At 66.0% G+C, this 21,859-nt stretch carries 17 protein-coding genes; 5 read left to right on the plus strand and 12 right to left on the minus strand.

Annotated elements, in window-relative coordinates; genetic code table 11:
• The first annotated feature begins 90 nt into the window (after positions 1 to 90).
• Both JVX91_RS20600 and JVX91_RS20605 read left to right on the plus strand, forming a co-directional pair.
• Entirely contained in the window at positions 91 to 1,476 is a 1,386-nt protein-coding gene (locus tag JVX91_RS20600; protein ID WP_205336009.1) for an FAD-dependent oxidoreductase, read from the plus strand.
• Positions 1,477 to 1,487: 11 nt separating this feature from the next.
• Positions 1,488 to 1,847, plus strand: coding sequence for a cupin domain-containing protein (locus JVX91_RS20605; protein WP_205336010.1), 360 nt, complete (start codon positions 1,488 to 1,490; stop codon positions 1,845 to 1,847).
• A gap of 368 nt (positions 1,848 to 2,215) precedes the next feature.
• Here JVX91_RS20605 and JVX91_RS20610 read toward each other — a convergent pair whose 3' ends face one another.
• On the minus strand, positions 2,216 to 2,947 hold the full coding sequence (locus JVX91_RS20610; protein ID WP_205336011.1) for an alanyl-tRNA editing protein: 732 nt from the start codon (positions 2,945 to 2,947) through the stop codon (positions 2,216 to 2,218).
• Positions 2,948 to 3,455: 508 nt separating this feature from the next.
• On the opposite strand from JVX91_RS20610, the gene JVX91_RS20615 reads away from it, so the two are divergent.
• Positions 3,456 to 4,247, plus strand: a complete 792-nt coding sequence (locus JVX91_RS20615) for a lytic transglycosylase domain-containing protein (RefSeq protein ID WP_205336012.1) — start codon at positions 3,456 to 3,458, stop codon at positions 4,245 to 4,247.
• Between the two features lie 323 nt (positions 4,248 to 4,570).
• On the opposite strand, the gene JVX91_RS20620 is transcribed toward JVX91_RS20615, so the two are convergent.
• The 6 genes from JVX91_RS20620 to JVX91_RS20645 all read right to left on the minus strand — a co-directional run bounded on the left by JVX91_RS20620 (position 4,571) and on the right by JVX91_RS20645 (position 11,030).
• Complete coding sequence (locus JVX91_RS20620) at positions 4,571 to 5,677, minus strand: hypothetical protein (protein ID WP_240201634.1); 1,107 nt, start codon at positions 5,675 to 5,677, stop codon at positions 4,571 to 4,573.
• A 164-nt stretch (positions 5,678 to 5,841) separates the two neighbouring features.
• Positions 5,842 to 6,993 (minus strand): Xaa-Pro peptidase family protein, encoded by a 1,152-nt coding sequence (locus JVX91_RS20625; protein WP_017517744.1) that lies wholly within the window; start codon positions 6,991 to 6,993, stop codon positions 5,842 to 5,844.
• Between the two features lie 90 nt (positions 6,994 to 7,083).
• On the minus strand, positions 7,084 to 7,926 hold the full coding sequence (locus tag JVX91_RS20630; protein ID WP_196913645.1) for an ABC transporter permease: 843 nt from the start codon (positions 7,924 to 7,926) through the stop codon (positions 7,084 to 7,086).
• Positions 7,923 to 8,774, minus strand: a complete 852-nt coding sequence (locus JVX91_RS20635) for an ABC transporter permease (protein ID WP_045207674.1) — start codon at positions 8,772 to 8,774, stop codon at positions 7,923 to 7,925. Before JVX91_RS20635 ends, JVX91_RS20630 begins: the two co-directional genes overlap by 4 nt.
• A 1-nt stretch (position 8,775) precedes the next feature.
• Complete coding sequence (locus tag JVX91_RS20640) at positions 8,776 to 9,897, minus strand: ABC transporter substrate-binding protein (protein WP_205336013.1); 1,122 nt, start codon at positions 9,895 to 9,897, stop codon at positions 8,776 to 8,778.
• A gap of 53 nt (positions 9,898 to 9,950) precedes the next feature.
• Complete coding sequence (locus JVX91_RS20645; RefSeq protein ID WP_205336014.1) at positions 9,951 to 11,030, minus strand: ABC transporter ATP-binding protein; 1,080 nt, start codon at positions 11,028 to 11,030, stop codon at positions 9,951 to 9,953.
• 154 nt (positions 11,031 to 11,184) lie between these two features.
• On the opposite strand from JVX91_RS20645, the gene JVX91_RS20650 reads away from it, so the two are divergent.
• A complete protein-coding gene (locus JVX91_RS20650; RefSeq protein WP_045207678.1) occupies positions 11,185 to 12,054 on the plus strand; it encodes a LysR substrate-binding domain-containing protein in 870 nt (289 codons plus the stop codon).
• A gap of 566 nt (positions 12,055 to 12,620) precedes the next feature.
• Here JVX91_RS20650 and JVX91_RS20655 read toward each other — a convergent pair.
• From JVX91_RS20655 to JVX91_RS20675, 5 genes are all read right to left on the minus strand, one after another.
• Positions 12,621 to 15,056, minus strand: coding sequence for an MMPL family transporter (locus JVX91_RS20655; protein ID WP_205336015.1), 2,436 nt, complete (start codon positions 15,054 to 15,056; stop codon positions 12,621 to 12,623).
• Between the two features lie 44 nt (positions 15,057 to 15,100).
• Positions 15,101 to 16,165, minus strand: coding sequence for a YCF48-related protein (locus tag JVX91_RS20660; protein ID WP_205336016.1), 1,065 nt, complete (start codon positions 16,163 to 16,165; stop codon positions 15,101 to 15,103).
• 54 nt (positions 16,166 to 16,219) lie between these two features.
• Positions 16,220 to 17,578, minus strand: a complete 1,359-nt coding sequence (locus JVX91_RS20665; RefSeq protein WP_205336017.1) for a DUF1329 domain-containing protein — start codon at positions 17,576 to 17,578, stop codon at positions 16,220 to 16,222.
• A gap of 41 nt (positions 17,579 to 17,619) precedes the next feature.
• Positions 17,620 to 19,467, minus strand: a complete 1,848-nt coding sequence (locus JVX91_RS20670; protein ID WP_205336018.1) for a DUF1302 domain-containing protein — start codon at positions 19,465 to 19,467, stop codon at positions 17,620 to 17,622.
• 139 nt (positions 19,468 to 19,606) lie between these two features.
• Positions 19,607 to 20,173, minus strand: coding sequence for an alpha/beta hydrolase (locus tag JVX91_RS20675; protein ID WP_205336019.1), 567 nt, complete (start codon positions 20,171 to 20,173; stop codon positions 19,607 to 19,609).
• Positions 20,174 to 20,517: 344 nt separating this feature from the next.
• On the opposite strand from JVX91_RS20675, the gene JVX91_RS20680 reads away from it, so the two are divergent.
• Positions 20,518 to 21,522 (plus strand): AraC family transcriptional regulator, encoded by a 1,005-nt coding sequence (locus JVX91_RS20680; RefSeq protein WP_205340061.1) that lies wholly within the window; start codon positions 20,518 to 20,520, stop codon positions 21,520 to 21,522.
• The last annotated feature ends 337 nt before the right edge of the window (positions 21,523 to 21,859 follow it).

A 21,859-nucleotide genomic window follows, 5' to 3' on the forward strand; every position in this document is an offset into this window, starting at 1 on the left:
CGTTTGATTGTCCGCCAGGAGCGATTACAAAACTTCGGACGCGGCTGAAAGACCGCTTTTCTTCTTCCGACATTCTGCCGGAGTTTTCCAATGACATCCGCTCCACTTGCGCACGCAGTTCCAAGACCTTTCTGGCTCGACACCCTCGAGGCCGCTCCAGCCACCGCTGCGCTGGAGGCCGATCGGCGGTTCGATCTGGTGGTCGTGGGCGGCGGCTTCACCGGTCTGTGGACCGCCCTGCACGCCCGCCAACGCTGGCCCGGCGCAAGCATCGCGGTCGTCGAGGCGCGTCGCTGCGGCGGCGAGGCCAGCGGGCGCAATGGTGGCTTCTGCGCACCCAGCATTTCCCACGGCGTAGGCAACGCCCTGCGCCGTTGGCCCGAAGAGGCCGAAACGCTGATCCGCCTCGGCCGACAGAACCTCGACGAACTGGAAGAGGACCTGAAGCGCTTCGGCATGCAGGTGGATTTCGAGCGCAAGGGCAAACTCAATGCCGCCGCCCAACCCTGGCAGATCGAGGGGCTGCGCGGCATGCAGCGCAACTACCAGCGGTTCGGCATCGACTGCGAGTTTCTCGAAGGCGCGCAGTTGGCCAGCAAGCTGGACTCGCCGGCCTACAACGCCGGCCTGTTCGAGCCTAACTACGCGCTGCTCAACCCGGCGAAGATGGCCGCCGAGCTGCGCCGGGTCTGCCTGGAACAGCGCGTCGAGCTGTTCGAGAACACGCCCGTCCACGAGCTGCACCAGCGCGGCGACCGCCTGATGCTGCGTTGCGACCGTGGCGAACTGGAAGCCGGGCAGATTGCCCTGGCCACCAACATCGCCCCGCCGCTGCTCGACCACCTCAACGCAAGCGTGATCCCGGTCTACGACTACTCGCTGGTCACCCAGCCACTGTCCGACGAACAACTGCGCTCCATCGGCTGGGTCGACCGCTATGGCGTCGCCGATGCCGGCAACCAGTTCCACTACCTGCGCAAGACCGCCGACAACCGCATCCTCTGGGCCGGCTTCGACGCGATCTACCACTTCGGCAGTCGTCGCGATGAGGCACTGACCCAGCGTCCGGAAAGCTTCCAGCGCCTGGCAGAACAATTCCGCGCGGCCTTCCCCCAGCTCGGGCCGGTGGACTTCAGCCACGCCTGGGGCGGCATCATCGACACGTCTGCTCGCACCACGCTGTTCACTGGTTGCGTACTCGGTGGGCGCGTCGCCTATGCGCTGGGGTTCACCGGCCAGGGCGTATCGGCCAGCCGTTTCGCCGCGTTGAACATGCTCGACCAGCTCGGCGGCGAACGCACCGAACGTACCGAGCTGCGCATGACCTCGCAGAAGCCCTTCCCCTTCCCGCCCGAGCCGCTGCGCTACCTCGGTGTGAAGCTCGCCCAACGCTCGCTGGCCAAGGAAGACCGCAACGGCCGCCGCGACCTGCTGCTCAAGACCTTCGATGCCTTCGGCATCGGTTTCGATTCCTGATGGAGAATGTCATGTCCACCCTGCCCAACCACGTCATCGATTTCGCCAACCCCAATCTCGCGCCCCAGGAGCGTGAGATCAACGACCCGGCCATCGTCGACGCGCCTTACCAGAGCCGCAGCTGGCGGCACTTCGCGGCGCCCGCAAAGAACGCCATCGCCGGCATCTGGGAAGCCGGCGTGCACCTGGAGCGGTGCGAGTGCGATTACGACGAGCTCTGCCACATCCTCGAAGGCACCGTGCGCCTGACCGATGCGGACGGCGTGGCGAAGACCTTCGGCCCGGGGGACTCGTTCGTGGTAGCGGCGGGGTTCAAGGGAACCTGGGAAAACCTCACGCCGGTGCGCAAGGTGTATTTCATCCTCGGTTGAGTCCAGCTCCGCGATGGACTGGCAGGCTTCGTAGAAGCAACTGTCTTTCTCGGGAAGCCCGTGCCGATGCTTTCCCCTCACCCCAGCCCTCTCCCCAGGGAGAGGGAGCCGTCCGTACCGGCTGACGCCGAAGATTCATCCTGCACCGAACGGTTCCCTCTCCCCCTGGGAGAGGGGTAGGGTGAGGGCTGACCGGAGCACAGACCGATCAGGCAGGAGCGGACTCCGTCCGCGATTGGCTTCGCCCAACGCCCGGACGAATAGGCGTGGCGGTGGATCGATCGCGGACAGAGTCCGCTCCTACGCCACCACCAACCTGCAGGAGCGGGCCATGCCCGCGAAAGCATCCGCAGGACGCTGCGTTACCCTCAGTCCAGCGCCAACACCACGCGCCGCGTCCGCGCAGTCTTCTTCTCCATCTTCGACACGCGCACCCCGCCGATCTCGGCGGTGTTCGCCACGTGCGTCCCGCCGCACGGCTGCAGGTCGATGCCCTCGATACGCACCAGGCGAACCTGGCCAAAACCTATCGGCGGCTTCACGCTCATGGTCCGCACCAGCTCCGGATTGGCCGCCAACGCCTCGTTACTGATGCTATCGATGGTCACGTCGCTGGCCTTGGCGACCAGTTCGGCCAGGCGCGCGTCGATGTCTTCCCGCGATAGCGGCTCGGTGGTCACGAAATCCAGCCGAGCGTAGTCGGCAGTGATACTGCAACCGTCCACCGGGTACGGCAGGATCGCGCACATCAGGTGCGAGGCGGTGTGCAGTCGCATATGGCGCAGACGGCGTTCCCAGTCGATCTCGACATGCACCGGCTGGCCTGCGCGCAGCCCGGCCAATTGATCGCGCTGCTCCTCGGCGATCAGATGCAGCACATCATCCGGGCTCGCGCCGTCGAGCGGAGACTTGCGCGCATCGGCGATACGCAGCCGCACACCGTCGCCCAGGGTCAGCCAGCCGCTATCGCCGGCCTGGCCGCCGCCCAGGGGGTAGAACACGGTGCGGTCGAGCAGTACGCCGGTGTCGGTGATCTCGCGGACATGGGCGTCGCAGGAGGTGAGGTAGGCATCGCGGCGGAACAGCGCTTCGGTGGTCATGGCGGACTTTCCCTGTTTTGACGGACGTGGAAAAAACACTCTAATGCAGCTGCTGTGGGACTTTTGCCGGGTTGGCCGTAGGTTCGGTCGCACTTTCTGCTGGGTGACGGGGCAGTATCGTAGGGCGAATAACCAGCGGCGTGTTGTCCTCGACTACTCGAACCCTGCCCCGCGCTGGCTCCAGCCTCTGCTCACATTCCTGACCCCACCATCAGATCGGACGTGCACACTTCCTTCGCAAGTCGGGACGACTTCAAGTTCTGAACGTGCCAATCGCCCGTACGTCAACACAGGCTCCACGGTCAGATAAAAGGGCTATAACTGGTCACTCAGGATGAACCCCTGGGTCTGCCCCCAGGGAAGTCCTGGAGCCTGGCCAGCACCTGAATCCTCCGGGGCAGAGCCTACCTGGCGCCCCGGTAATGACGGCCCTTGATGATGTTTCCCAGTTTCCCAGGTCAGGCGCCCCGCCCTGCCCTGATCGGCGCCCACGGCGCGGAGCGATGCGATGAGTTCCAGAGCATGGCGATGGGCCCTTCCAGGATGTTTCGGACTGGCGCTGCTGGTCGCTCCCCTTTACGCCAGCGCCCAGTTCAAGTGCCAGGCCAGGGATGGAACCGTCCGCTATACCAGCCAGACCATCGCCAGCGCCCACTGCACTCGCCTGGATCGCGCCGCAAGAGTTGGCGCCAAGGCAAAGGCCTTGCCAAGGCTTGCAGGGGACGACGACCCAGGCCCTGGGCGGATTCGGGTGTACACCTTCGTCCACAAGGGTGTTCGCCAGTATGTCAGTCGACGCCCCGTTGGCATCTCCGCACGGGTCGATGTCATTGACGTCAATTACATCAAGGGCTGCTACCTGTGCCGGATGCCGAAGGATTTCAGGGTCGCCTCGCTGCGCCTGGATACCCGCTCGTATCGGCGCGAGATCGAAGCCGCCTCGATCTCTTATGGGGTCGACAGGGCATTGGTCCGTGCGGTGATCCACGCCGAATCGGCGTTTCGCCCCGACGCCATTTCCCTGGCCGGCGCGCAGGGTCTGATGCAGCTGATGCCTGAGACTGCCGAGCGCTTCAGCGTGAACGATCCGTTCGACGCGCGGCAGAACATTCGCGGCGGCGTGCGCTACCTGGCGTGGCTGCTCAAGCGCTTCAACGGTAATCAGACGCTGGCATTGGCCGGTTACAACGCCGGCGAAATGACCGTGGACAAGTACAACGGGGTACCTCCCTATGAGGAGACGCAAACCTACGTCACCCGTGTGCAATCCTTGACCGAGCGCTATCGCAATCACCGCTAGTGCGCAGGGCGACCGATAGTCCGCCGTCGGTACGGTTGTCGGGGTGAGATTGCCCGCTAACCTACCCGACGCCGGGCCAGACGGCGCATCGCGGACAAGGTCCGCTCCTACAAAGTCAGGAGCCCCTCACCCTAGCCCTCTCCCGCAAGCGGGAGAGGGAACCGTTCGGTGCAGGTTGAAACCCTGGCGTCAGTCGGCAGAATCGGCTCCCTCTCCCCTTGGGAGAGGGCTGGGGTGAGGGGGGCATCGGCACGGAGTATCCCGCAAGAAGCTGTTGCTCCCAGCAAGGCAGCCAGCCCGCGCGAACGAACCGCGCCGGGGTCTCAGGCGAACTTCCATCCCGCAGTTGCCAATCGCGTATCCAGCGCTGCCAGGTCCGCCTCCACCCGCGCCGCCGGTTCCGGCATGTAGGCCAGCGGATCGGGCAGCGATGACGGCTCACCGAGGAAACCTTGGGTCGCCGCATGCAAGCAGTACGCGCTGTACGCCGGGTTGTAGCCGCCCTCCTGCACCACCAGCAGCCGCCCAGCACACAACTCGTCGGCCAGCGCACGGGCGCGGCGGGCCAGGCGGTTGAAGCCCTGCATGGTCACCAGTTGGCGGCCGTTGGGGTCGAACTGCGAGGCGTCCAGGCCGTTGGCGATGATTAGCAGGTCCGGCTTGAACGCACGCAGCGCCGGTTCGACGAAGCGCGCAAAGACCATTTCATACAGCTGGTCGCCGGAACCCATCGGCAACGGCAGGTTGAGATTGCTGCCCAGCCCCGCGCCATAGCCGCGCTCGTCCACCGCGCCGGTCTGCGGATGGCTCGGGCCCCAGGCGCCGTGGTCCATGTGCAGCGAGACGGTGAACACCGAGGGATCGTCGTAGAAGCCTTCCTGCGTACCGTTGCCGTGGTGTACGTCCCAATCGACGATGGCGACGCGTTCCAGACCGGCCGCCTGTGCGGCGCGCGCGGCAATCCCGGCGTGGTTGAAGAAGCAGTAGCCGTCCGCCATGGCTGGAGCGGCGTGGTGACCCGGCGGGCGCACCAGGGCCATGGCCGGATGGCCGCTGGCCAATACGCTCTCCAGGGCCGCCAGGCTGGTGCCGGCGGCGGCCAGCAGCCCGGCGAGACTGCCAGCGGACATCAGCGTGGTGCTGCTGAAGCGCTTGCCGGCGGCATCCGCCTCGAAGATGCCACGCAGGTAGTCGGCATCATGGAAGTGCAGCAGTTCTTCTTCGCTGGCGTGGCGGCCTTCATGCCAGCGCAATGAGCCGGCGACCGGCCCGCGCTGGAGGATGGCGCGCATGTTGAGCAGCCGGGGATTGCTCTCCGGGTGCAGCAGCTGTTCGGCCAGCAGGTCGCTGGGCGGCGCCTCGAACACGCCGGCGGCGGTGTCGTGACGCAGCACGTCGTCGTGCCAGAAAACATCCATCGTGTGACTCATCAGAAGCCCTCGGTTTCCATCACTGCGCCCGCAGGCGCAGACACGCTTCATGTACATCCATGCGGGTTCGCAGTCAGCCGGAGAACCAGGCGGGCGGCCGAAGACAGTGCTTCCAGCACGGCGAGGCCGCCCACCGACGTTATACGGCTGAAGGCGAGCCCGTATCAGTCGATGATCGTCAGTTCCGGCGGTAACTCCGACAGGCTTGCCGAGCCCTTCTCGCCGCACAGCACGGTGTCGCCGAGCTTGATGCCGAAGCCTTCGTTGTACAAGGACAGGTTGGGCTCGATGGAGAACGACATGTTCGGCTGGAACACGTGGTCGTCGGCCTCGTCCACCATCATCGCTTCCAGCCAGGTCGGCGGGTACGCCAGGCCCAGGCTGTAGCCGATGCGGTGCACGCGGGTGCGCGAGAGGTCGATGCGGTCGAGGATCTGGTTGCATACGCGGTTGGCCTCGCCCACCGGGGTGCCCGGCTTGGCGATCTCGATGGCGGCGTTGAAGGCCTCGGTGAGCAGGGTCGCGACTTCCTTCACGCGCGGGCTGGGTTTGCCGATCACCGCGGTGCGCATGAGGATGGCGTGGTAGCGGTTGCATACGCCGGCGTGTTCGAGGATCACCACGTCGCCATGGCTGATGGTCTGGCGGTGCGGCATGGCGTGGGTCATGGTGCTGCGGCGGCCGGTGGCGCACATCGGGCTGATCGCCGAGTACTCGCTGCCGGCGCGGCCCAGTGCGTTGGCGACGATGCCCGCCACTTCCACCTCGGAGATGCCCGGACGCAGCGCCTCGAAGGCGGCCAGCATGCCCTGGTCGGCCATGCGCGCGGCGCTGCGCTGGTACTCGATTTCCTCGGCGGTCTTGATCAGCCGGTTCTCGGCGACCAGGGGGCCGGCGTCTTCGAAACGTGCCTCGGGCATGTAGCCCAGCAGCGCGTTGTACTGCGCCGGGGAGAAGGTCGAGGCGGTCATTTCCAGGCCGATGCGCGCCTGGGACAGGCCGGCCTGGGCCAGCACGTCGGCGACGATCTTCAGCGGGTCCTGCTTGGCGATGTCATAGAAGATCGCCTCGTTGATGCACGACAGCTCCCAGGTGCAGGGCTCCTCGCTGGTGCGGGTGAGGAACACCGGCTCCGCCAGCTTCGGCGAGATGATCAGCGCCTGGTACCAGAGGAAGCCCAGGCTGTCGAAGCCGCTCAGGTAGTTGATGTTGTCCGGGTAGTTGACCACCAGGGCATCCAGGCCACGGTCGGCCATGCGGCGTTTGACGGCTTCGACGCGTTGGCGGTAGGTGCGAGCGGGGAAAGCAGTAAGCATGGGGATTCCCTCCTCAGGGACAAGGTGCGAGCGACACAGGTGTTTTTGTTTGGGGCCGCCATCGGGCGGCCGTATGCGGGGTTGAAACAGTCAGCTGGGTGGTTGCTGTCGCGCCAGGTACAGGCGCACCAACATCACCACCAGAGTGAGGACGATCATCAGGGTGGACACGGCGGCAATCGCCGGGTCGAGGTTGTAGCGCAGGCCGTCCCAGATGCGCTTGGGCAGCGTCACCACGTTCAGGCCACTGGTGAACAGGGTCACCACCACCTCTTCCCAACTCATCACGAAGCCCATGAAGAAGCTGCCGAGCACACCGCCGCGCACATTGGGCAGCAGCACGTTCCACAGCGTCGGCCAGAGCCCGGCACCCAGGGAGCGCGAGGCCTTGTACAGGCTCTGGTCGAGCCGCGCGTAAGCCACCAGCATGGCGATCACCGAGTACGGCAGCGCCATCAGCAGGTGGCCGAAACCGACGCCCAGCAGACTGTCGAGCACGCCCAGGCGCGCATCGAGGTAGTAGATCGACATGGCCGAGACCACCTGCGGGACGATCATCGGCAGCAGCACGATGGCGGTCAGCAGGGTACGGTGCCGGCGCTGCAGCCAGATGCCGGTGGCGAACAGGAAGGCCAGTGCCGTGGACAGCGCGCCAACCACCAGGGCCAGGCCCAGGCTCTGCAGGATCGACACCAGCCAGGCGCCGTCGAACAGCGTCGCGTAGTGGCGCAGCGACCAGCCGCCGTCCGGGAAGGCCAGGTAGCGCTGGTTGCCGAACGACAGCGGGACGATCACCAGGATCGGCAACAGCAGGAACAGCGCGGACAGCGCCAGGGCGGCCCAGGACAGCCAGCGGCCGACCTGCGGGCGTGGCAGTTGCGGCTTTTTCACGCCCTTGGGCATGGCGGAGAGATAGGTTCCCTGCGGAGTCACAGCTCAGCCCTCCCGAGCAGGCGGCGGTAGCCGATGAGTTGTCCGAACAGCAGCGCACATCCCACCACCAGCAGCATCAGTACGATGCTCAGCGCGGCGCCCAGGCCCCAGTTGGAGAGCTGGAACATCTGCACGTAGATGTACTCCGCAAGCATCGCCGCCTTGCCGCCGCCCAGCAGCGCCGGGGTGACGAAGCAGCCGAGGCTGAAGACGAAGACGATGGCCGATGCGGCAACCACACCCGGCAGCGTCAGCGGGATGAAGATGTCCTTCAGCGTCTGCCAGTGGCTGGCGCCCAGGCTGCTGGAAGCCCGCAGCAGGCTGTCGTCCACCTGCTTGAGCGAGGACAGCAGCGGCAGCACCGCATAGGGCACCATGAAGTGCACCATGCCGATCAGCGCGCCCAGTTCGTTGCGCACCAGCGGCGGCGGTGCGTCGAACCAGCCGGTGGCCATCAGCCCCTGGCTGACCAGGCCACCGTTGCGCAGCAGCACCAGCCAGGCGAAGGCGCGGATCAGCATCGACAGCCAGAACGGCAGCAGCACGAACAGTTCTATCAGCTGCCGGCCGCGCGGCGTCGCGAAACGCCAGCGGTAGGCAATCAGGTAGGCGATGGCGACGCTGATCGCGGTGGTCAGCAGGCAGATGCGCAAAGTGCGCCAGATCACTGCCTGCAGGTTGGCGTTGTCGGCGATGGCCGCGTAGTTCTGCGTGCCCCACTCCGGCAGGCTGAAGCTCCAACCCAGCACGCCGAGGGTCGGCAGCAGGTAGCCGACGATAACAAGCAGCGGCAGAGGCAGGATCAGCAGGCCGTAGACCGGCAGCACGCCCGGTGCGAAACGTCGCATCTCAGCCACCGATCAGCGCGAGGTAGCGCTCCAGGGTTTCACCGTAGTGTTCGGCGTGCCACTTGTTGTTCAGCGACACCTGCTTCTTCAGGTTGTCCGGCGCGGTGGGGTTGATCGCCTGCAACTGGGCGCTGAGCAGGTCGTTGGCCGCAAGATTCACCGGGCCCATGTTGTAGACCTCCATGAGCTTGGCCTGCACCTCCGGCCGCAGCGCATAGGCGATGAACTCCATGGCGGCCTTGGCGCCGGCCGGGTTGTTCTTCGGCACCATCCACACCGAAGGCGAGACGATGCCGCCGTCGAAGCTCCAGTCGATCTTGCCGCCGGTGTCGTTCTTCACCAGCTCGGCGCGGGTGTGCCACATCTGCGCCATGCTCACTTCGCCATCGCGGATCAGTTGCTGCGACTCGGCGCCGGTGGACCAGTGGGTGGCAATGTGCGGCAGCAATTCCTCGATCTTGCGCAGGGCGCGGTCCACGTCCAGCGGATAGAGCTGCTCCGGCGGCACGCCGTCGGCCAGCAGCGCGCATTCGAGGTTGGCGCTCATCCATTTGTAGAGCGTGCGTTTGCCCGGGTACTTCTTCACGTCCCAGAAGTCGGCCCAGGACTTGGGCGGGTTCTTGCCGAACTGCTCGTGGTCGTAGCCGATCACGTAGCTGTAGGTGTAGTTGGCGAGGCCGAAATCATGCACGTCGCCGTAGCCGATCAGCGACTTGTCGACGATGCCGAAGTCGATGGGCGCGAGGAACTTGTCCTTGCCCAGGCGGTAGGACGAATACATCTCGCCATCGCACACGTCCCAGCGCACCGCGCCGCTGCTGACCTGGGTCTTCAGCGCGCCTTCGGTGGGGCCGCTGCCATCGATCTTCAACGACAGCCCTGCCGCCTCGTTGAAGCCGCCGTAGCTCTTCTCGAAGGCCGGCACCGCATCACCGCCCCAGTTGGCCACCACCAGGTTGCCGCCGGCAGCGAAGGCGCGGCCACCGGTGCCGAACGGCAGCGCGCTGGCGGCGGCGAGCAGCAGCAGGCTGCGGTTGAAATCGCGGCGGCTGATGCCGGCGCGCTCGCCCTTCTGGGCGGCGATTTCGATGGCGTCTTCGATGAAGCCTTGGCGTTCTTTCATTGTGATTTTTCCCCTGTGATTGCTGGCCGATCGTTGTTTTCGTTATGCGAATGTCAGGCGGACAACAGGTGGCAGTGTTGCGGCGACCAGCTGCACCAGTAGCGCTGGCCGCTGCGCAGATCAGCCAACAGCGGGTGCGCGACCGGCAGGCGCAGGTCGAGGCGCTCGCCCTGCTCCAGGGTCAGTTCGAGATTGACGTGGGCGCCCTGGTAGGTGGCGTTACCAACGGTGGCGCACAGGCCGTTGTCGCGGCCGGCGTCCTGTAGCGGGCGCAGGTCGATGTGTTCCGGGCGCACCGCCAGCCAGCTCTTGCCGGCCTGACTCGCCTGGGCCGTGTGTGCCACGCGCAGTTGCTGGCCACGGAAATCGCAGAGTGTCGTTTCAGCCTCGCGGCCAACCACGCCGACCTCCAGCAGGTTGGTGTCGCCGAGGAAGTTGGCGACGAAGCGGCTGGCCGGGCGCTCGTAGACCTCGCGCGGGGTGCCGACCTGCTCCAGGCGACCCTTGTTGAACACGGCGATGCGGTCGGACAGTGCCAGGGCTTCTTCCTGGTCGTGGGTGACGAAGACGAAGGTGGTGCCGAAGTCCTTGTGCATGCGCGCCAGCTCGCCCTGCATTTCCTGGCGCAGGCGGCGGTCGAGGGCGGACAGCGGCTCGTCGAGCAGCAACAGCTTGGGTTTGAACACCAGCGCACGGGCCAGGGCCACACGTTGCTGCTGGCCGCCGGAGAGCTGCGCGATGCCGCGATTGCCCATGCCGGCCAGGCCGACGCGCTCCAGCACCTCGGCCACCCGGCGTTCGATCTCCGCGCCCGGCACCTTGCGGATGCGCAGCGGGTAGGCAACGTTCTGCGCCACGCTCATATGCGGGAACAGCGCGTAGCCCTGGAACACCACGCCGAAATCGCGCTGGTCCGGCGACAGCTGGGTGATGTCGCGGCCGTCCATCTCGATATGCCCCTCGCTGGGCTCGACGAAGCCGGCGAGCATCATCAGCGTGGTGCTTTTACCAGAGCCCGAGGGCCCCAGCAGCGTGAGGAATTCGCCCTGGCGAATGCTCAGGCTGAGGTCGCTCAGGACCTGCAGGTTGCCGTAGCGCTTGCCCAGGCCGAGCAAGTCGACGAAATGCTGCATGGCGGATCTCCAGCCGTTTTTCTTGTTGATCGGTGTTGGCTTGAGGACATCTTCTGTGCAAATTTAACTAACGACAACTCAATAGTTTTCCGCCTGAATCGTTAGTCAAATTCACACAAAAAGGTTCTCCATGCGTCAGAACAGTGCGTTCCGAATGCCTTCCCTCATCGCCCTGCGCGCTTTCGAGGCGCTGGTCCGGCAAGGCAGCATCAGCCGTGCGGCGCTGGAGTTGCACGTCACCCACGGGGCGGTCAGCCACCAGGTGAAGAAGCTGGAAGAAGAGCTCGGCATGGCGCTGGTGGAGCGCCAGGGCAAGGGCGTGAAGCTGACCGCAGCCGGGCGGCAGTTGAGCCAGCAGATCAGCAGCGCCTTCGACCAGTTGCGCGACATCCGCCGCGCCCTGCCCAGCGAGGAGCCCGCTGGCGAACTGCGCATCGCTTGCGCCCCGGCGCTGCTGGCGAGGGTGTCGTCATTGCTGGAGAAGTTTTTGCGCAATTACCAGGAGGTCGCCCTGCATCTGCTGCCGATGAGTAGCGACCTGGGCCAGGTGGACATGGTGATTTCCTTCGGCGAGACGCACATCGAAGGCCAGCGCTTCGCCGCGCTGGGCGACATCCGCTACTTCCCGGTGTGCAGCCCGCGCCTGCTCAACACCCAGGAACACCTGCGCAAACCGCGCGACCTGGCGCGCCAGGTGCTGCTGCACGAGGACGATGGTTTCGACTGGAGCCGCTACTTCCTCGCCGCCGGCGTGCCCGGCCTGCAAGCGCGACAGAACGTCTTCCTGCCCGACGCCTACCTGACCATTCGCGCCGCGCTGGCTGGCGGCGGCGTGACCATCAGCGACCATATCCTGGCCGGCGAGGAATTGGCGGAAGGCCGGCTGGTGCGCCTGTTCGACATCGACTTCCCGGCGCCCCACCCCTACTTCCTGATCATCCCGCCCCACGGCAACCAGGCCCTGGCGCGGGAGTTCGCGGATTGGCTGCTGCATGAGCTGGAGGCGATTCCGGCGTTTGATTGAAAGGGGGCCTCTGCGCCATGTACCCGATCGCGGACGGAGTCCGCTGCTACGTGGAAGTTCTGCCCTCGGGTTGTCCCTCACCCTAACCCTCTCCCAAGGGGAGAGGGGACCGTACGGTGCAGAATGAAACCTTCGCGTCAGCCGGCTCGGGCTGTCCCCTTTCCTAAAGGGAGAAGAGACCGTTCAGTGCAGGATGAAACCTTCGCGTCAGCCGGCCAGGGCTGTCCCCTCTCCCAAAGGGAGAGGGGCCGTTCAGTGCAGGATGAAACCTTCGCGTCAGCCGGCTCGGGCTGCTCCCTCTCCCTAAGGGAGAGGGGACCGTACGGTGCAGAATGAAATCTTCGCATCAGCCGGCTCGGGCTGCTCCCTCTCCCTAAGGGAGAGGGGACCGTTCAGTGCGGGATGAAACCTTCGCGTCAGCCGGCTCGGGCTGCCCCCTCTCCCTAAGGGAGAGGGCTGGGGTGAGGGGGATGCATCGGTAGGGACTTTCCGGGTAAAGACAGTTGCTCCTACGATACCGATGCCCCGTAGGAGCGGACTCCGTCCGCGATTGACCTACCGGCGGCTCAGACTTTCCTGCCACCGAGCAGGAAGTGCGACAACGCCGGAATCAGGATCAGCGCCCCGAGCATGTTCCAGAGGAACATGAAGGTCAGCAGAATCCCCATGTCCGCCTGGAACTTGATCGGCGACCAGGCCCAGGTGATCACCCCCGCCGCCAGGGTCACGCCGACCAGAGCGACGACCTTGCCGGTGAACGCTACCGCCTGCTGATAGGCCACCGACAGCGGCAACCCGGCCCGCTGCAACTGCAGCTGCACGCTGAGCAGGTAGAGCGCGTAGTCCACCCCAATCCCCACGCCGAGGGCGATCACTGGCAGCGTAGCGACCTTCACGCCAATGCCCATCATCACCATCAGCGCCTCGCAGAGAATCGAGGTAAGCACCAGCGGCAACAGCGCCACCAGGGTTGCGCGCCAGCTGCGGAAGGTGATCAGGCAGAAGATGCCCACGGCCGCATAGACGTAGAACAGCATGCGGTGGTTGGCCTCGCGCACCACGCGGTTGGTCGCCGCCTCGATGCCGGCGCTGCCGGCGGCGAGGAGGAACTGGCGGTCCGGCGTGCTGTTGGCGCGGGCGAAGTTTTCGGCGATGCCGGCCACTTCATCCAGGGTCTGCGCCTTGTGGTCCTTGAGGAAGGCGATCACCGGCATCAGCGAGCATTCGGTGTTGAACAGCTCCGGAGTGTTCACCGAAGCCTGCTGGGCGGCGTAGTTGAGCACGTCCTGGTTGCGCTGCAGGCTGGCGAACTTGGGGTTGCCTTCGTAGGTGCCGGCGGTGATCTGGCGCACCGCGTTGACCAGCGAGGTCGTCGCCTGCACACCGTCGTGCTGCTGCAGCGCCCAGCCGAGGCGGTCGGCGAGGATCAGCGTGTGGTAGTTCAGGCAGCCTTCCGGCGCGGTCTTCACCATCACCGCGAACAGGTCGCTGGAAAGCGCGTAATGGCTGGTGATGTAGGCGTTGTCGCGGTTGTAGCGCGAGTCGGCGCGCAGCTCCGGCGCGCCGGCGTCGAGGTCGCCGATCTGCAGGTGCTGGCTGACCAGCAGCCCACCCGCGCCCAGCAGCGCCGCCACGACCAGCGCGACAGTCGCCCAGCGCCGCTCGGTGAAGTGATCGAGCAACGCCCACAGCTTGCCGAGGCCCTGCCGGCGATCCACCTGGCGTTCCTCGCGCAGGGCTCGCTCGGCGGCGCGCTGGCTGACGCCGACATAGGACAGCGCCACCGGCATCATCAGCAGCGAGGTGAAGATCAGCACCGCCACGCCGATGCTGGCGGCGATGGCCAGGTCCTGGATGACCGGGATGTCGATCAGCATCAGCACGGCGAAGCCCACGGCATCCGACAGCAGCGCGGTGACGCCGGCGAGGAACAGGCGGCGGAAGGTGTTGCGCGCGGCCACCTGCTTGTGGGTGCCGCGACCGATGTCCTGCATGATGCCGTTCATCTTCTGGGTGGCATGGGATACGCCAATGGCGAAGATCAGGAACGGCACGAGGATCGAGTACGGGTCCAACGCATAGCCCAGCCAGGCCACCAGGCCGAGCTGCCAGACCACCGCCATCAGCGAGCAGCCGATCACCAGCAGACTGCTGCGCAGGCAGCGGGTGTAGAAGAATATGATGACGAAGGCGGTGACCACCGCCAGGCCGAAGAACAGCATCACCCGCAGCAGGCCGTCGATCAGGTCGCCCACCAGCTTGGCAAAGCCGATCACGTGCAGACGCACCGCACCCTTGCCCTCTTCGCCCGCGGCGAAGGCTCGGGCATCGCCCAGGTATTCGTACTTCAGGCGCAGCTCGTCGAGGGCGCGGGAGAACTCGCGGTAGTCGATGCCCTTGCCGGTGGCCGAGTCGCGGTCCAGCAGCGGCACCACCAGCATGCTGGAGCGGAAGTCGTTGCCCACCAGGCTGCCGACGATGCCGGCGCGGGCGATGTTCTGGCGCAACTGGCCGATGGCCTCGGGCTTGCCGTCGTAGCCGTCGGGCATCACCGGGCCGCCCTGGAAGCCTTCCTCGGTGACCTCGGTCCAGCGCACCGCCGGCGACCACAGCGACTTCATCCAGGCACGGTCGACGCCATGGCTGAGGAACAGCTGGTCACTGATCTGCCGCAGGCTGGAGAGGTAGGCCGGGTCGAAGATGTCGCCATTCGGGTTCTCCACGACTACCCGCACCGAGTTGCCCAGGCCACGCAGCGCGGCGCGGTTGTCCAGGTAGTTGCGGATATAAGGATCGCCGTGGGGGATCATCTTCTCGAAGGCCGGGCGCATCTCCAGGCGGGTCACGGCCATGTAGCCCAGCAGCACGGTGACCATCGCGATCAGCGCGATGAACAGCGCACGGTGGTTGAACACCAGGCGCTCCAGCAGGTTGCCGCTGTGGGCGTCGAAGTCCCGCAGTTCGCGGACTACAGGCATCTCGCCTTGCTTGAGGTCGACCATGAGGCTGTCTCTTTCTCTCTTGTTCTTGTGAAGAGCCGGCGCGCTCAGCGCACCGGCATGGCGTTCTCGCGAACGCCCCGTGTGCCGACCAGCAGCAGGCGGCCGGGGCCGGCCACGGCGCCACTGACCGGCAGGCGCTCGGCCAGTTCGAGGGGTTTGAAGCTGACGCCGCGGTCATTGCTGACCAGGCCCTGGCCCGCCTGGCTGAACAGATACAGCTGGCCGTTGGCGTCGACGCTGGCGGCGGTCAGGCTCACTGGCAGGCCGGTGTCCACCGCGCTCCAGCTCTCTCCACCGTCGGTGCTGCGTACCGCATGCCCGCGCAGACCGTAGGCGAATACCAGGCCAGGTTGCGCGACCACGCCGAAGAAGCTGCCGGCGTAGGGCGATGGCAGGGCGACGAAGCGTTCCTGCTGGCGGTCGAGGCGCAGCAACAGGCCCTGTTCGCCGACGATGAACAACTCGTCGCCGCTTGCCGCCATGGCGGTGAGGTGCAGGGACTGGGGATTGTCGATGCGATGAATCCAGGGTTCCCAGCTGCGTCCACCATCGGTGGTCCGCAGGATCAGGTTGAAAGCACCAATCACGAACCCTTCGTTGGCATCGCGGAACCACAGGTCAAGAAAAGGTTTGTCGGCCCCCTCCTCCTTCAGCCGTCGCGCCTGGTCCAGCCAGGTGGCGTTGTCCGGCTGCGGGTGGGCGGCGTAGTAATCGAGCATCAACTGGCCGATCTGCCGGCCATCGAGCTGCCGCTCCCAGTGAACGCCACCGTCAGCGCTATGCAGCACCACGCCATCGTGGCCCACGGCCCAGCCATCCTGCGACGTCGGGAAATAGACGGCGGTCAGGTCCGAGCTGACCGGCACCTCGGCCTGGCGCCAGCCGCTGCCACCGTCGTCGGAATAGAGAATGTGGCCGCGCTGGCCGACGCTCACCAGTCGCTTGTCGACGCGGGTGATCGCCAACAGCGGCACGCGGCTGGGGATGTTGCTGTAGGCCGCCGGCAGGTCGAGCACGTCGACGAATCCGTCAGCGTTCTCACCTGCCTGGGCAGCGCCCGCCAGCAGCAAGGCGCCCAGGAGCATCAGGCGCTTGAAGGGGATCTGCATGGTGCTTTCCTCGGGTAGAGCAGCGGCGGCCCCGGACGGAGCCGCCGCCCGCGGTCAGCGAATGCCGCTGCCGGCCAGCGCCTCGGGGGACCACTGGGTCTTGGCCAGCGGGTCGATGTAGCTGATGCCGCCGTACGGGCCGACGACGCCGTTGATGTTGTACGAGCCGGCGGTCAGGTCGTAGATCATGAACGGCGTGGCATCCGGGATGCGCTTGTCGTAGCTCTGGCTGAGGAAGGCGAAGGAGCCGCGATAGAGCTGGCCGCGAGCGTCATATTGGTCGGAGGCCAGGGCCACCCAGCTGTCTTCGTCGAGGTAGAAGCGACGCTTGGCGTAGATGTGCCGCGCGCCGGATTTCAGCGTGCCTTCGACGACCCACACGCGGTGCTTCTCCCAGCGCACGTAGTCGGGCGACAGGTGGTTGGGCGTGACCACCGGCTTGATGTCGCTGGCGTAGGTCAGGCGGTAGGTGTTGTAGGGCACGATCATTTCCTGCTTGCCCACCAGCTTCCAGTCGTAGCGGTCCAGCGCGCCGTTGAAGACGAACACGTCATCGTAGGTGCCGGCGCCGGCCATGCCGGGGTTGGGGGTGTCGTAGGCGAGGTTCGGTGCGAGCTTCACGCGGCGCTGGCCAGGCAGGTACTGCCAGGCGCGGCGTGGCTGCTGCAGCGGGTTGGCGGCGTCCTTGAGCATCATCGCCTCGCCGGCGCGGCGGGCCGGGCCGCTGTAGTACAGCTTCATCTGGTAGTAGACCTCGGAGCCTTTCACCGGCTGGGTGAGGTCTTCGTACACCGGATAGTTGATGAAGGCCTGGCCGGTGGTGGCGAGGTTCGCGCTGCCCGAGGCGTCGACGTTCCAGGAATCGTACTTGGCCTTGATGTTCACGCCCTGGTAGCGCAGCAGGAAGTTCCACATGGCCTCGGCGCCGGTCTGCGGAATCGGGAACGGCACGCCCGGCAGCGCGTTGTCGATGGCGGTGCCGCCTTCCAGGGACTGGGCGGTGACGGCGTTCTTCTTGCTGTTTTCCAGCACGGTGTCCGGCAGCGCGGCGCTACGGTGGGTCGGGTAGACGTCGACGCGGAAGGTCGGATAACGCTTGGCCAGCTCGACGGTGGTGGCGGACAGTTCGTTCTTGTACTGGTCGACGTTCTTGCCGTCGATCACCAGCACCGGCTTGTCGCCGGCAAACGGGTCCGGACGCATGGAGTCACCGGCCTTGAAGCCGGCCGGGGCGCTGGTCAGGCCACCGGCGTACGCGGGGATCGAACCGTCACTGCTGGCGGCCTTCTCGGCACCGACCAGGGTCAGGGTGCTGCCCAGCTGGGCGGCGTCCTGCGGGGAAACGGCGGCCTGGGCCAGACCGCAGAGGGTCAGGCCGAGGGCGGTGGCGATCAGGGTGGGTTTGAAGTTCATGCTGTTTTTCTCCTGCCTCGAAGTCGAGGCCTGGGGTGAAATCAGAAGGTGGCCTTCAGGGATGCGGTGACCATGCCGCGGTCCTTCAGCAGGGGCGCGAGGCCGCCCTGCGAGGTGATCTGGCCGGGGATGCACTGGTACTGGCCGTTGGCGCCGGGGGTGTTGTTGTCGCGGCCGCTCTCGCAGGTATCGAAGGGGCCGAAGGCGTCGACGTACTTCAGGTCCAGGCGGTACTTCTGGTGGAAGTCCGCGGCCACGCCGACGGAGTAGCTGCCGGCGTCTTCGTTGCCACCCAGTTGCACCGCCGAGTTGCCGTGCAGGCCAACGTTGTAGGACATGGGCATGGACAGGTCGACGCCGGGGAAGGCCTGGTACCAGGTCGGGGTGAAGTTGGCCGACATCGCGTAGGCGTTGGTGGTGACCTTGTCGACACCGTGGTAGCTGGAGTCGCCCTTGAAGGTCTGCTCGCCTTCGGTCACATCGATCAGGTGAGTCAGGGTGCCTTCCACCGCCAGCGACGAGGCATCCCACAGCGGGGTGGCGCCGAAGGTCACCAGACCGTTGAGCACGACGTGGAAGGTCTTGCCGCGGGCCAGGCCGGTATCGCCGTCGCTGGGCAGTTCGCCGATCAGGTTGGCGCCGTTGATCGCGCCGCGCTTGGCCGCTGCATAGAGCGTGGAGTTGACCGTGGTGAAGTTGCTCGCCAGCGGCATGTTCTCCCGGTAGTTCAGGTCCATGCCGACACTGACGCCGCCGATTTCCTTGGACAGGCTGAGGCCATAGATGTCGATGTCGTCGGCGTAGGCGGTGAAGTAGTTCATCCCCGGCAGACCGGCCAGACCCGGCTTGTGCAGGTTCGGTGCATCCACCAGTACGGCCGGCAGGGTGTCGGATGTCTTGCGGTAGTAGAAGCCCAGGGTGCCGTCGAGCCATTCCGGGCTCCACTTGGCCATCAGGCCGAAGTCGCCGGTGTTGTCGGGCTTGCGGTCATGGCCGCGCGCGGCGCCGTAGAAGGCGTTCTGCGCGGGCAGCGGCAGCCAGAAGACGTTGCCGCCGTCGTTGAGCATGTCGTAGGGGCCCATGTAGGTGCCGCCTTCGGGGAAGCGCGAGTTCTCGAACTCGAGGAAGTACTGCGCGGCCAGGGTCAGTTCGGGATTGACCGTCAGCGAGGCCGACAGCTGGTTGCGCGGCATGAACAGCTCTTTCGCCTCGGTGCCCGGCACGTTGTAGAGCTTGCCCAGGTCCAGGGCCGACTGGCCGTAGTTGATGCCGTTGGCGGCGCTGAACAGCGTCTCGCCCCAGTAGATGGTGTGGCGGCCGAGCTTGCCGCTGAGCTGCATGTCGTCGCCGACCTGGTGGCTTGCGAAGACGAAGGCATCGAGCAGCTCGCCGGACGGACCGTTGTAGTAACGGTCGGCGAAGTTGCTCAGGCCGTGGGTGGCCGGTTGTGCGCCACGCGGGGAAACCACCGTGCCGTTGCGGGTGACCAGGTGGCCCGCGTTGCCCTTCTGGCCGGGGAACGGGTTGTCGGAGCCGACATCATCGTAGGCATGGTCGTACCAGCCGGCGGCGCTGAGGCGGAAACCCATGCTATCGCGGTAGACGAAGTCCAGTTCGCTGAGCAGGTCGAAGCGCTGGGTCACCGGGGTGCCGGAGGAGAAGTTGCGATCGCCGTCGTTGGTGTTGGCGGTGCCGGCGATCTTGCTGTTGGGCGACTCGACCCGCTGCCCGTAGCTGAGCTTGACAGTGTTGTCGAAGCGGATCGACAGGTCCGGGTTACCGGTGTCCAGCTCGAAGGCCTGCAGCGGCTGGCCGGCCATGGCGGCGAGGACTGCGGTCGCCAGCAGGCAGCGCTGCAGGGGGCGGTGCGGGTTGCTCTGATGATGCATTCGTGTGCTCCGTTTCTTGTTGTGGTCGGGACGCTTTCCGAGCCCGTCCCGCAGCCCTTCCCCTGCGCCGGGGCGCACGGGGTCCTGCCCCGGCGTTTACGCCGGAACCGGGGAATGCTGTTGAGTCAGTTGCGGTGAATCAGTTGTCGAGCATCTGGATCAGCGCTTCGGCCTCTGGCCAATCGCCGAATCCCGATGCGGGGTTGAGGTGCCCGACACGGCCCAGCTCCACCACGCTGGCGCGCCAGTGGCGGGCCATGCGCTGGACGGCCTGCGGACTCGCCAGAGGATCGTTATCGCTGGCGGCAACCAGTGCCGGGAACGGCAGCGGCTGCAGAGGCAGTGGCGCCCAGCCCAGCTCGGCGAGCACCTGGGGCTTGGGGTAATGCGCCGGCCAGTCGCCGTCCAGGTCCGGTGGTGTTGCCAGCAGCGCGCCCTTGATCGGCCGGCTGTAGCGCGCCGCCCAGTGGGCGACCATCAGCACGCCGGCACTGTGGGCGACCAGGATCACCTCGCCTTCGATGCTTTCCAGCTCGCGCTGAATGGCGTCGATGCGGGCGTTCAGGTCCAGCTTGTTCTCGGTCAGCGGCGGTACGCTGCGCACATTGGGCAGGCGCTGCTGCAGCAGGGTCTGCCAGTGTTCGGCCACGTGGTCGCGCAGGCCCGGAACCATGAGGACGGTGGTTGAGGTCTTGTTGTTATTCACCGATTCACCTATGCCGTGATTTCGAACTTGTTGGACAGACAGTAGAGATGCACCGATGGCGGTGCTTTGCATTGAGCGTCAGGCACTTCGCATTTGATGACAGCACCCTGCCCGCCCAGCGCCCCACCGCTGCACCGGAGGCCGTAATCCATGGGACGTACGGCGCATTCCAGAGCGCCCGGCGGCACTGGATGAACCACGAAACTTCGTACACGCTTGCTTGCGGCTGCCGATAGAATCTGACGACATCGACCCAGCCAGCGTGCAATCCGGTCGCCAGGCGCCCATGAGCCCTGTCGGCACGGAGCAACCACAAGAACAAGAAGGCGATCGGCATGACCCCAATGGTTCGCATTGCGGCCCTCACCAACTACCTGGAAGTGGCCCGGCACCTGGGCCTCAACCCTCAGCAGCAACTGAGTGCGGTGGGCCTTTCCCAATCCATGCTCGAACACCCGGAGCAACGCATCCCCGTTGCAACGGCGGTGACCTTGCTGGAGGAATCGGCGCGCATCAGCGGCTGCGAAACCTTCGGCCTGCGCATGGCCGAATCGCGCCAGCTTGCCGACTTCGGCGTGATCAGCCTGCTGCTGTCGCACCAGGCCACCCTGCGCGAGGCGATGGACACCATCATTCGCTACCGCCACCTGCTCAACGAATCCCTGGCGCTGTACGTCGACCAGGAAGGCAAGATGGCGATCCTGCGCGAGGAGCTCCTCACCGTTCCGCCAATGCCCATGCGCCAGGGCCTGGAGCTGGCCCTGGGTACGCTCTACCGGCTCTGCGCCGCCCTCCTCGGCCCGCACTGGCGGCCGGTCAGCGTCAACTTCAGCCACGACGCCCCGGCGGACATGCAGGTTCATCGCCGGCTGTTCGGTTGCAAGATCGAGTTCGGCAGCGAGTTCAACGGCATCGTCATCCCCGCCGCCGACCTGGACGCCGCCAATCCCATGGCCGACCCGGCCATGGCCCGTCACGCACGCAGCTTCGTCGACTCCCTGCCCGGCGCCACCGACGGCAGCACGCTGAACGAGGTGCGCAAATCCATCTACCTGCTGCTGCCCATGGGCCGCGCGACCATCGAGCAGATCGCCCAGTCGCTGGGATTGAACGTGCGCACGCTGCAGCGGCGGCTGGAAGACAATGGCGTGACCTTCTCCGACCTGATCAACGAGGTCAGGCGCGAGCTGGTGCTGCGCTACATGGAGAACCCGCGCTATTCGCTGGGGCGCATCGCGGATTTGCTCGGGTACTCGATGCCCAGCTCGTTCACCCGCTGGTTCGCGGTGCAGTACGGGATGTCGCCGGCGGCGTGGCGCAAGGAGCATCTGGGGCGGGAAGCGGAGTGATTCATTCCTGAGGGCCGGCGAATCGCGCGCGTGGCCAGCTGGAGTTCAAGCCGAGACGCTGGGCAGGCGCCCAAACAGAATCGCGGACGGAGTCCGCTCCTACAACAGCCGATCCGAGCGTAGGAGCAACTGCCTCTTCCTCGGAAGTCCGTACTGATGCATCCCCCTCACCCCAGCCCTCTCCCTCAGGGAGAGGGGGCAGCCCGACCCGGCTGACGCTGAGGTTTCATCCTGCACCTAACGGTCCCCTCTCCCCCTGGGAGAGGGTTAGGGTGAGGGCCGACCCGAGCGCAGAACTTTCACGCAGGAGCGGACTCCGTCCGCGATCGACATCCGC

This window comes from Pseudomonas sp. PDNC002, from assembly GCF_016919445.1.
GTDB lineage: Bacteria > Pseudomonadota > Gammaproteobacteria > Pseudomonadales > Pseudomonadaceae > Pseudomonas.

Bases quoted from the DNA above. Each gene is read 5' to 3' on its own strand.
- JVX91_RS20665 (WP_205336017.1), bottom strand. From the start codon at position 17,578: ATGAACTTCAAACCCACCCTGATCGCCACCGCCCTCGGCCTGACCCTC.
- JVX91_RS20620 (WP_240201634.1), bottom strand. From the start codon at position 5,677: ATGAGTCACACGATGGATGTTTTCTGGCACGACGACGTGCTGCGTCAC.
- JVX91_RS20680 (WP_205340061.1), top strand. From the start codon at position 20,518: ATGGTTCGCATTGCGGCCCTCACCAACTACCTGGAAGTGGCCCGGCAC.
- JVX91_RS20670 (WP_205336018.1), bottom strand. From the start codon at position 19,467: ATGCATCATCAGAGCAACCCGCACCGCCCCCTGCAGCGCTGCCTGCTG.
- JVX91_RS20650 (WP_045207678.1), top strand. From the start codon at position 11,185: ATGCCTTCCCTCATCGCCCTGCGCGCTTTCGAGGCGCTGGTCCGGCAA.
- JVX91_RS20660 (WP_205336016.1), bottom strand. From the start codon at position 16,165: ATGCAGATCCCCTTCAAGCGCCTGATGCTCCTGGGCGCCTTGCTGCTG.
- JVX91_RS20610 (WP_205336011.1), bottom strand. From the start codon at position 2,947: ATGACCACCGAAGCGCTGTTCCGCCGCGATGCCTACCTCACCTCCTGC.
- JVX91_RS20635 (WP_045207674.1), bottom strand. From the start codon at position 8,774: ATGCGACGTTTCGCACCGGGCGTGCTGCCGGTCTACGGCCTGCTGATC.
- JVX91_RS20615 (WP_205336012.1), top strand. From the start codon at position 3,456: ATGAGTTCCAGAGCATGGCGATGGGCCCTTCCAGGATGTTTCGGACTG.
- JVX91_RS20640 (WP_205336013.1), bottom strand. From the start codon at position 9,897: ATGAAAGAACGCCAAGGCTTCATCGAAGACGCCATCGAAATCGCCGCC.
- JVX91_RS20625 (WP_017517744.1), bottom strand. From the start codon at position 6,993: ATGCTTACTGCTTTCCCCGCTCGCACCTACCGCCAACGCGTCGAAGCC.
- JVX91_RS20605 (WP_205336010.1), top strand. From the start codon at position 1,488: ATGTCCACCCTGCCCAACCACGTCATCGATTTCGCCAACCCCAATCTC.
- JVX91_RS20600 (WP_205336009.1), top strand. From the start codon at position 91: ATGACATCCGCTCCACTTGCGCACGCAGTTCCAAGACCTTTCTGGCTC.
- JVX91_RS20655 (WP_205336015.1), bottom strand. From the start codon at position 15,056: ATGGTCGACCTCAAGCAAGGCGAGATGCCTGTAGTCCGCGAACTGCGG.
- JVX91_RS20645 (WP_205336014.1), bottom strand. From the start codon at position 11,030: ATGCAGCATTTCGTCGACTTGCTCGGCCTGGGCAAGCGCTACGGCAAC.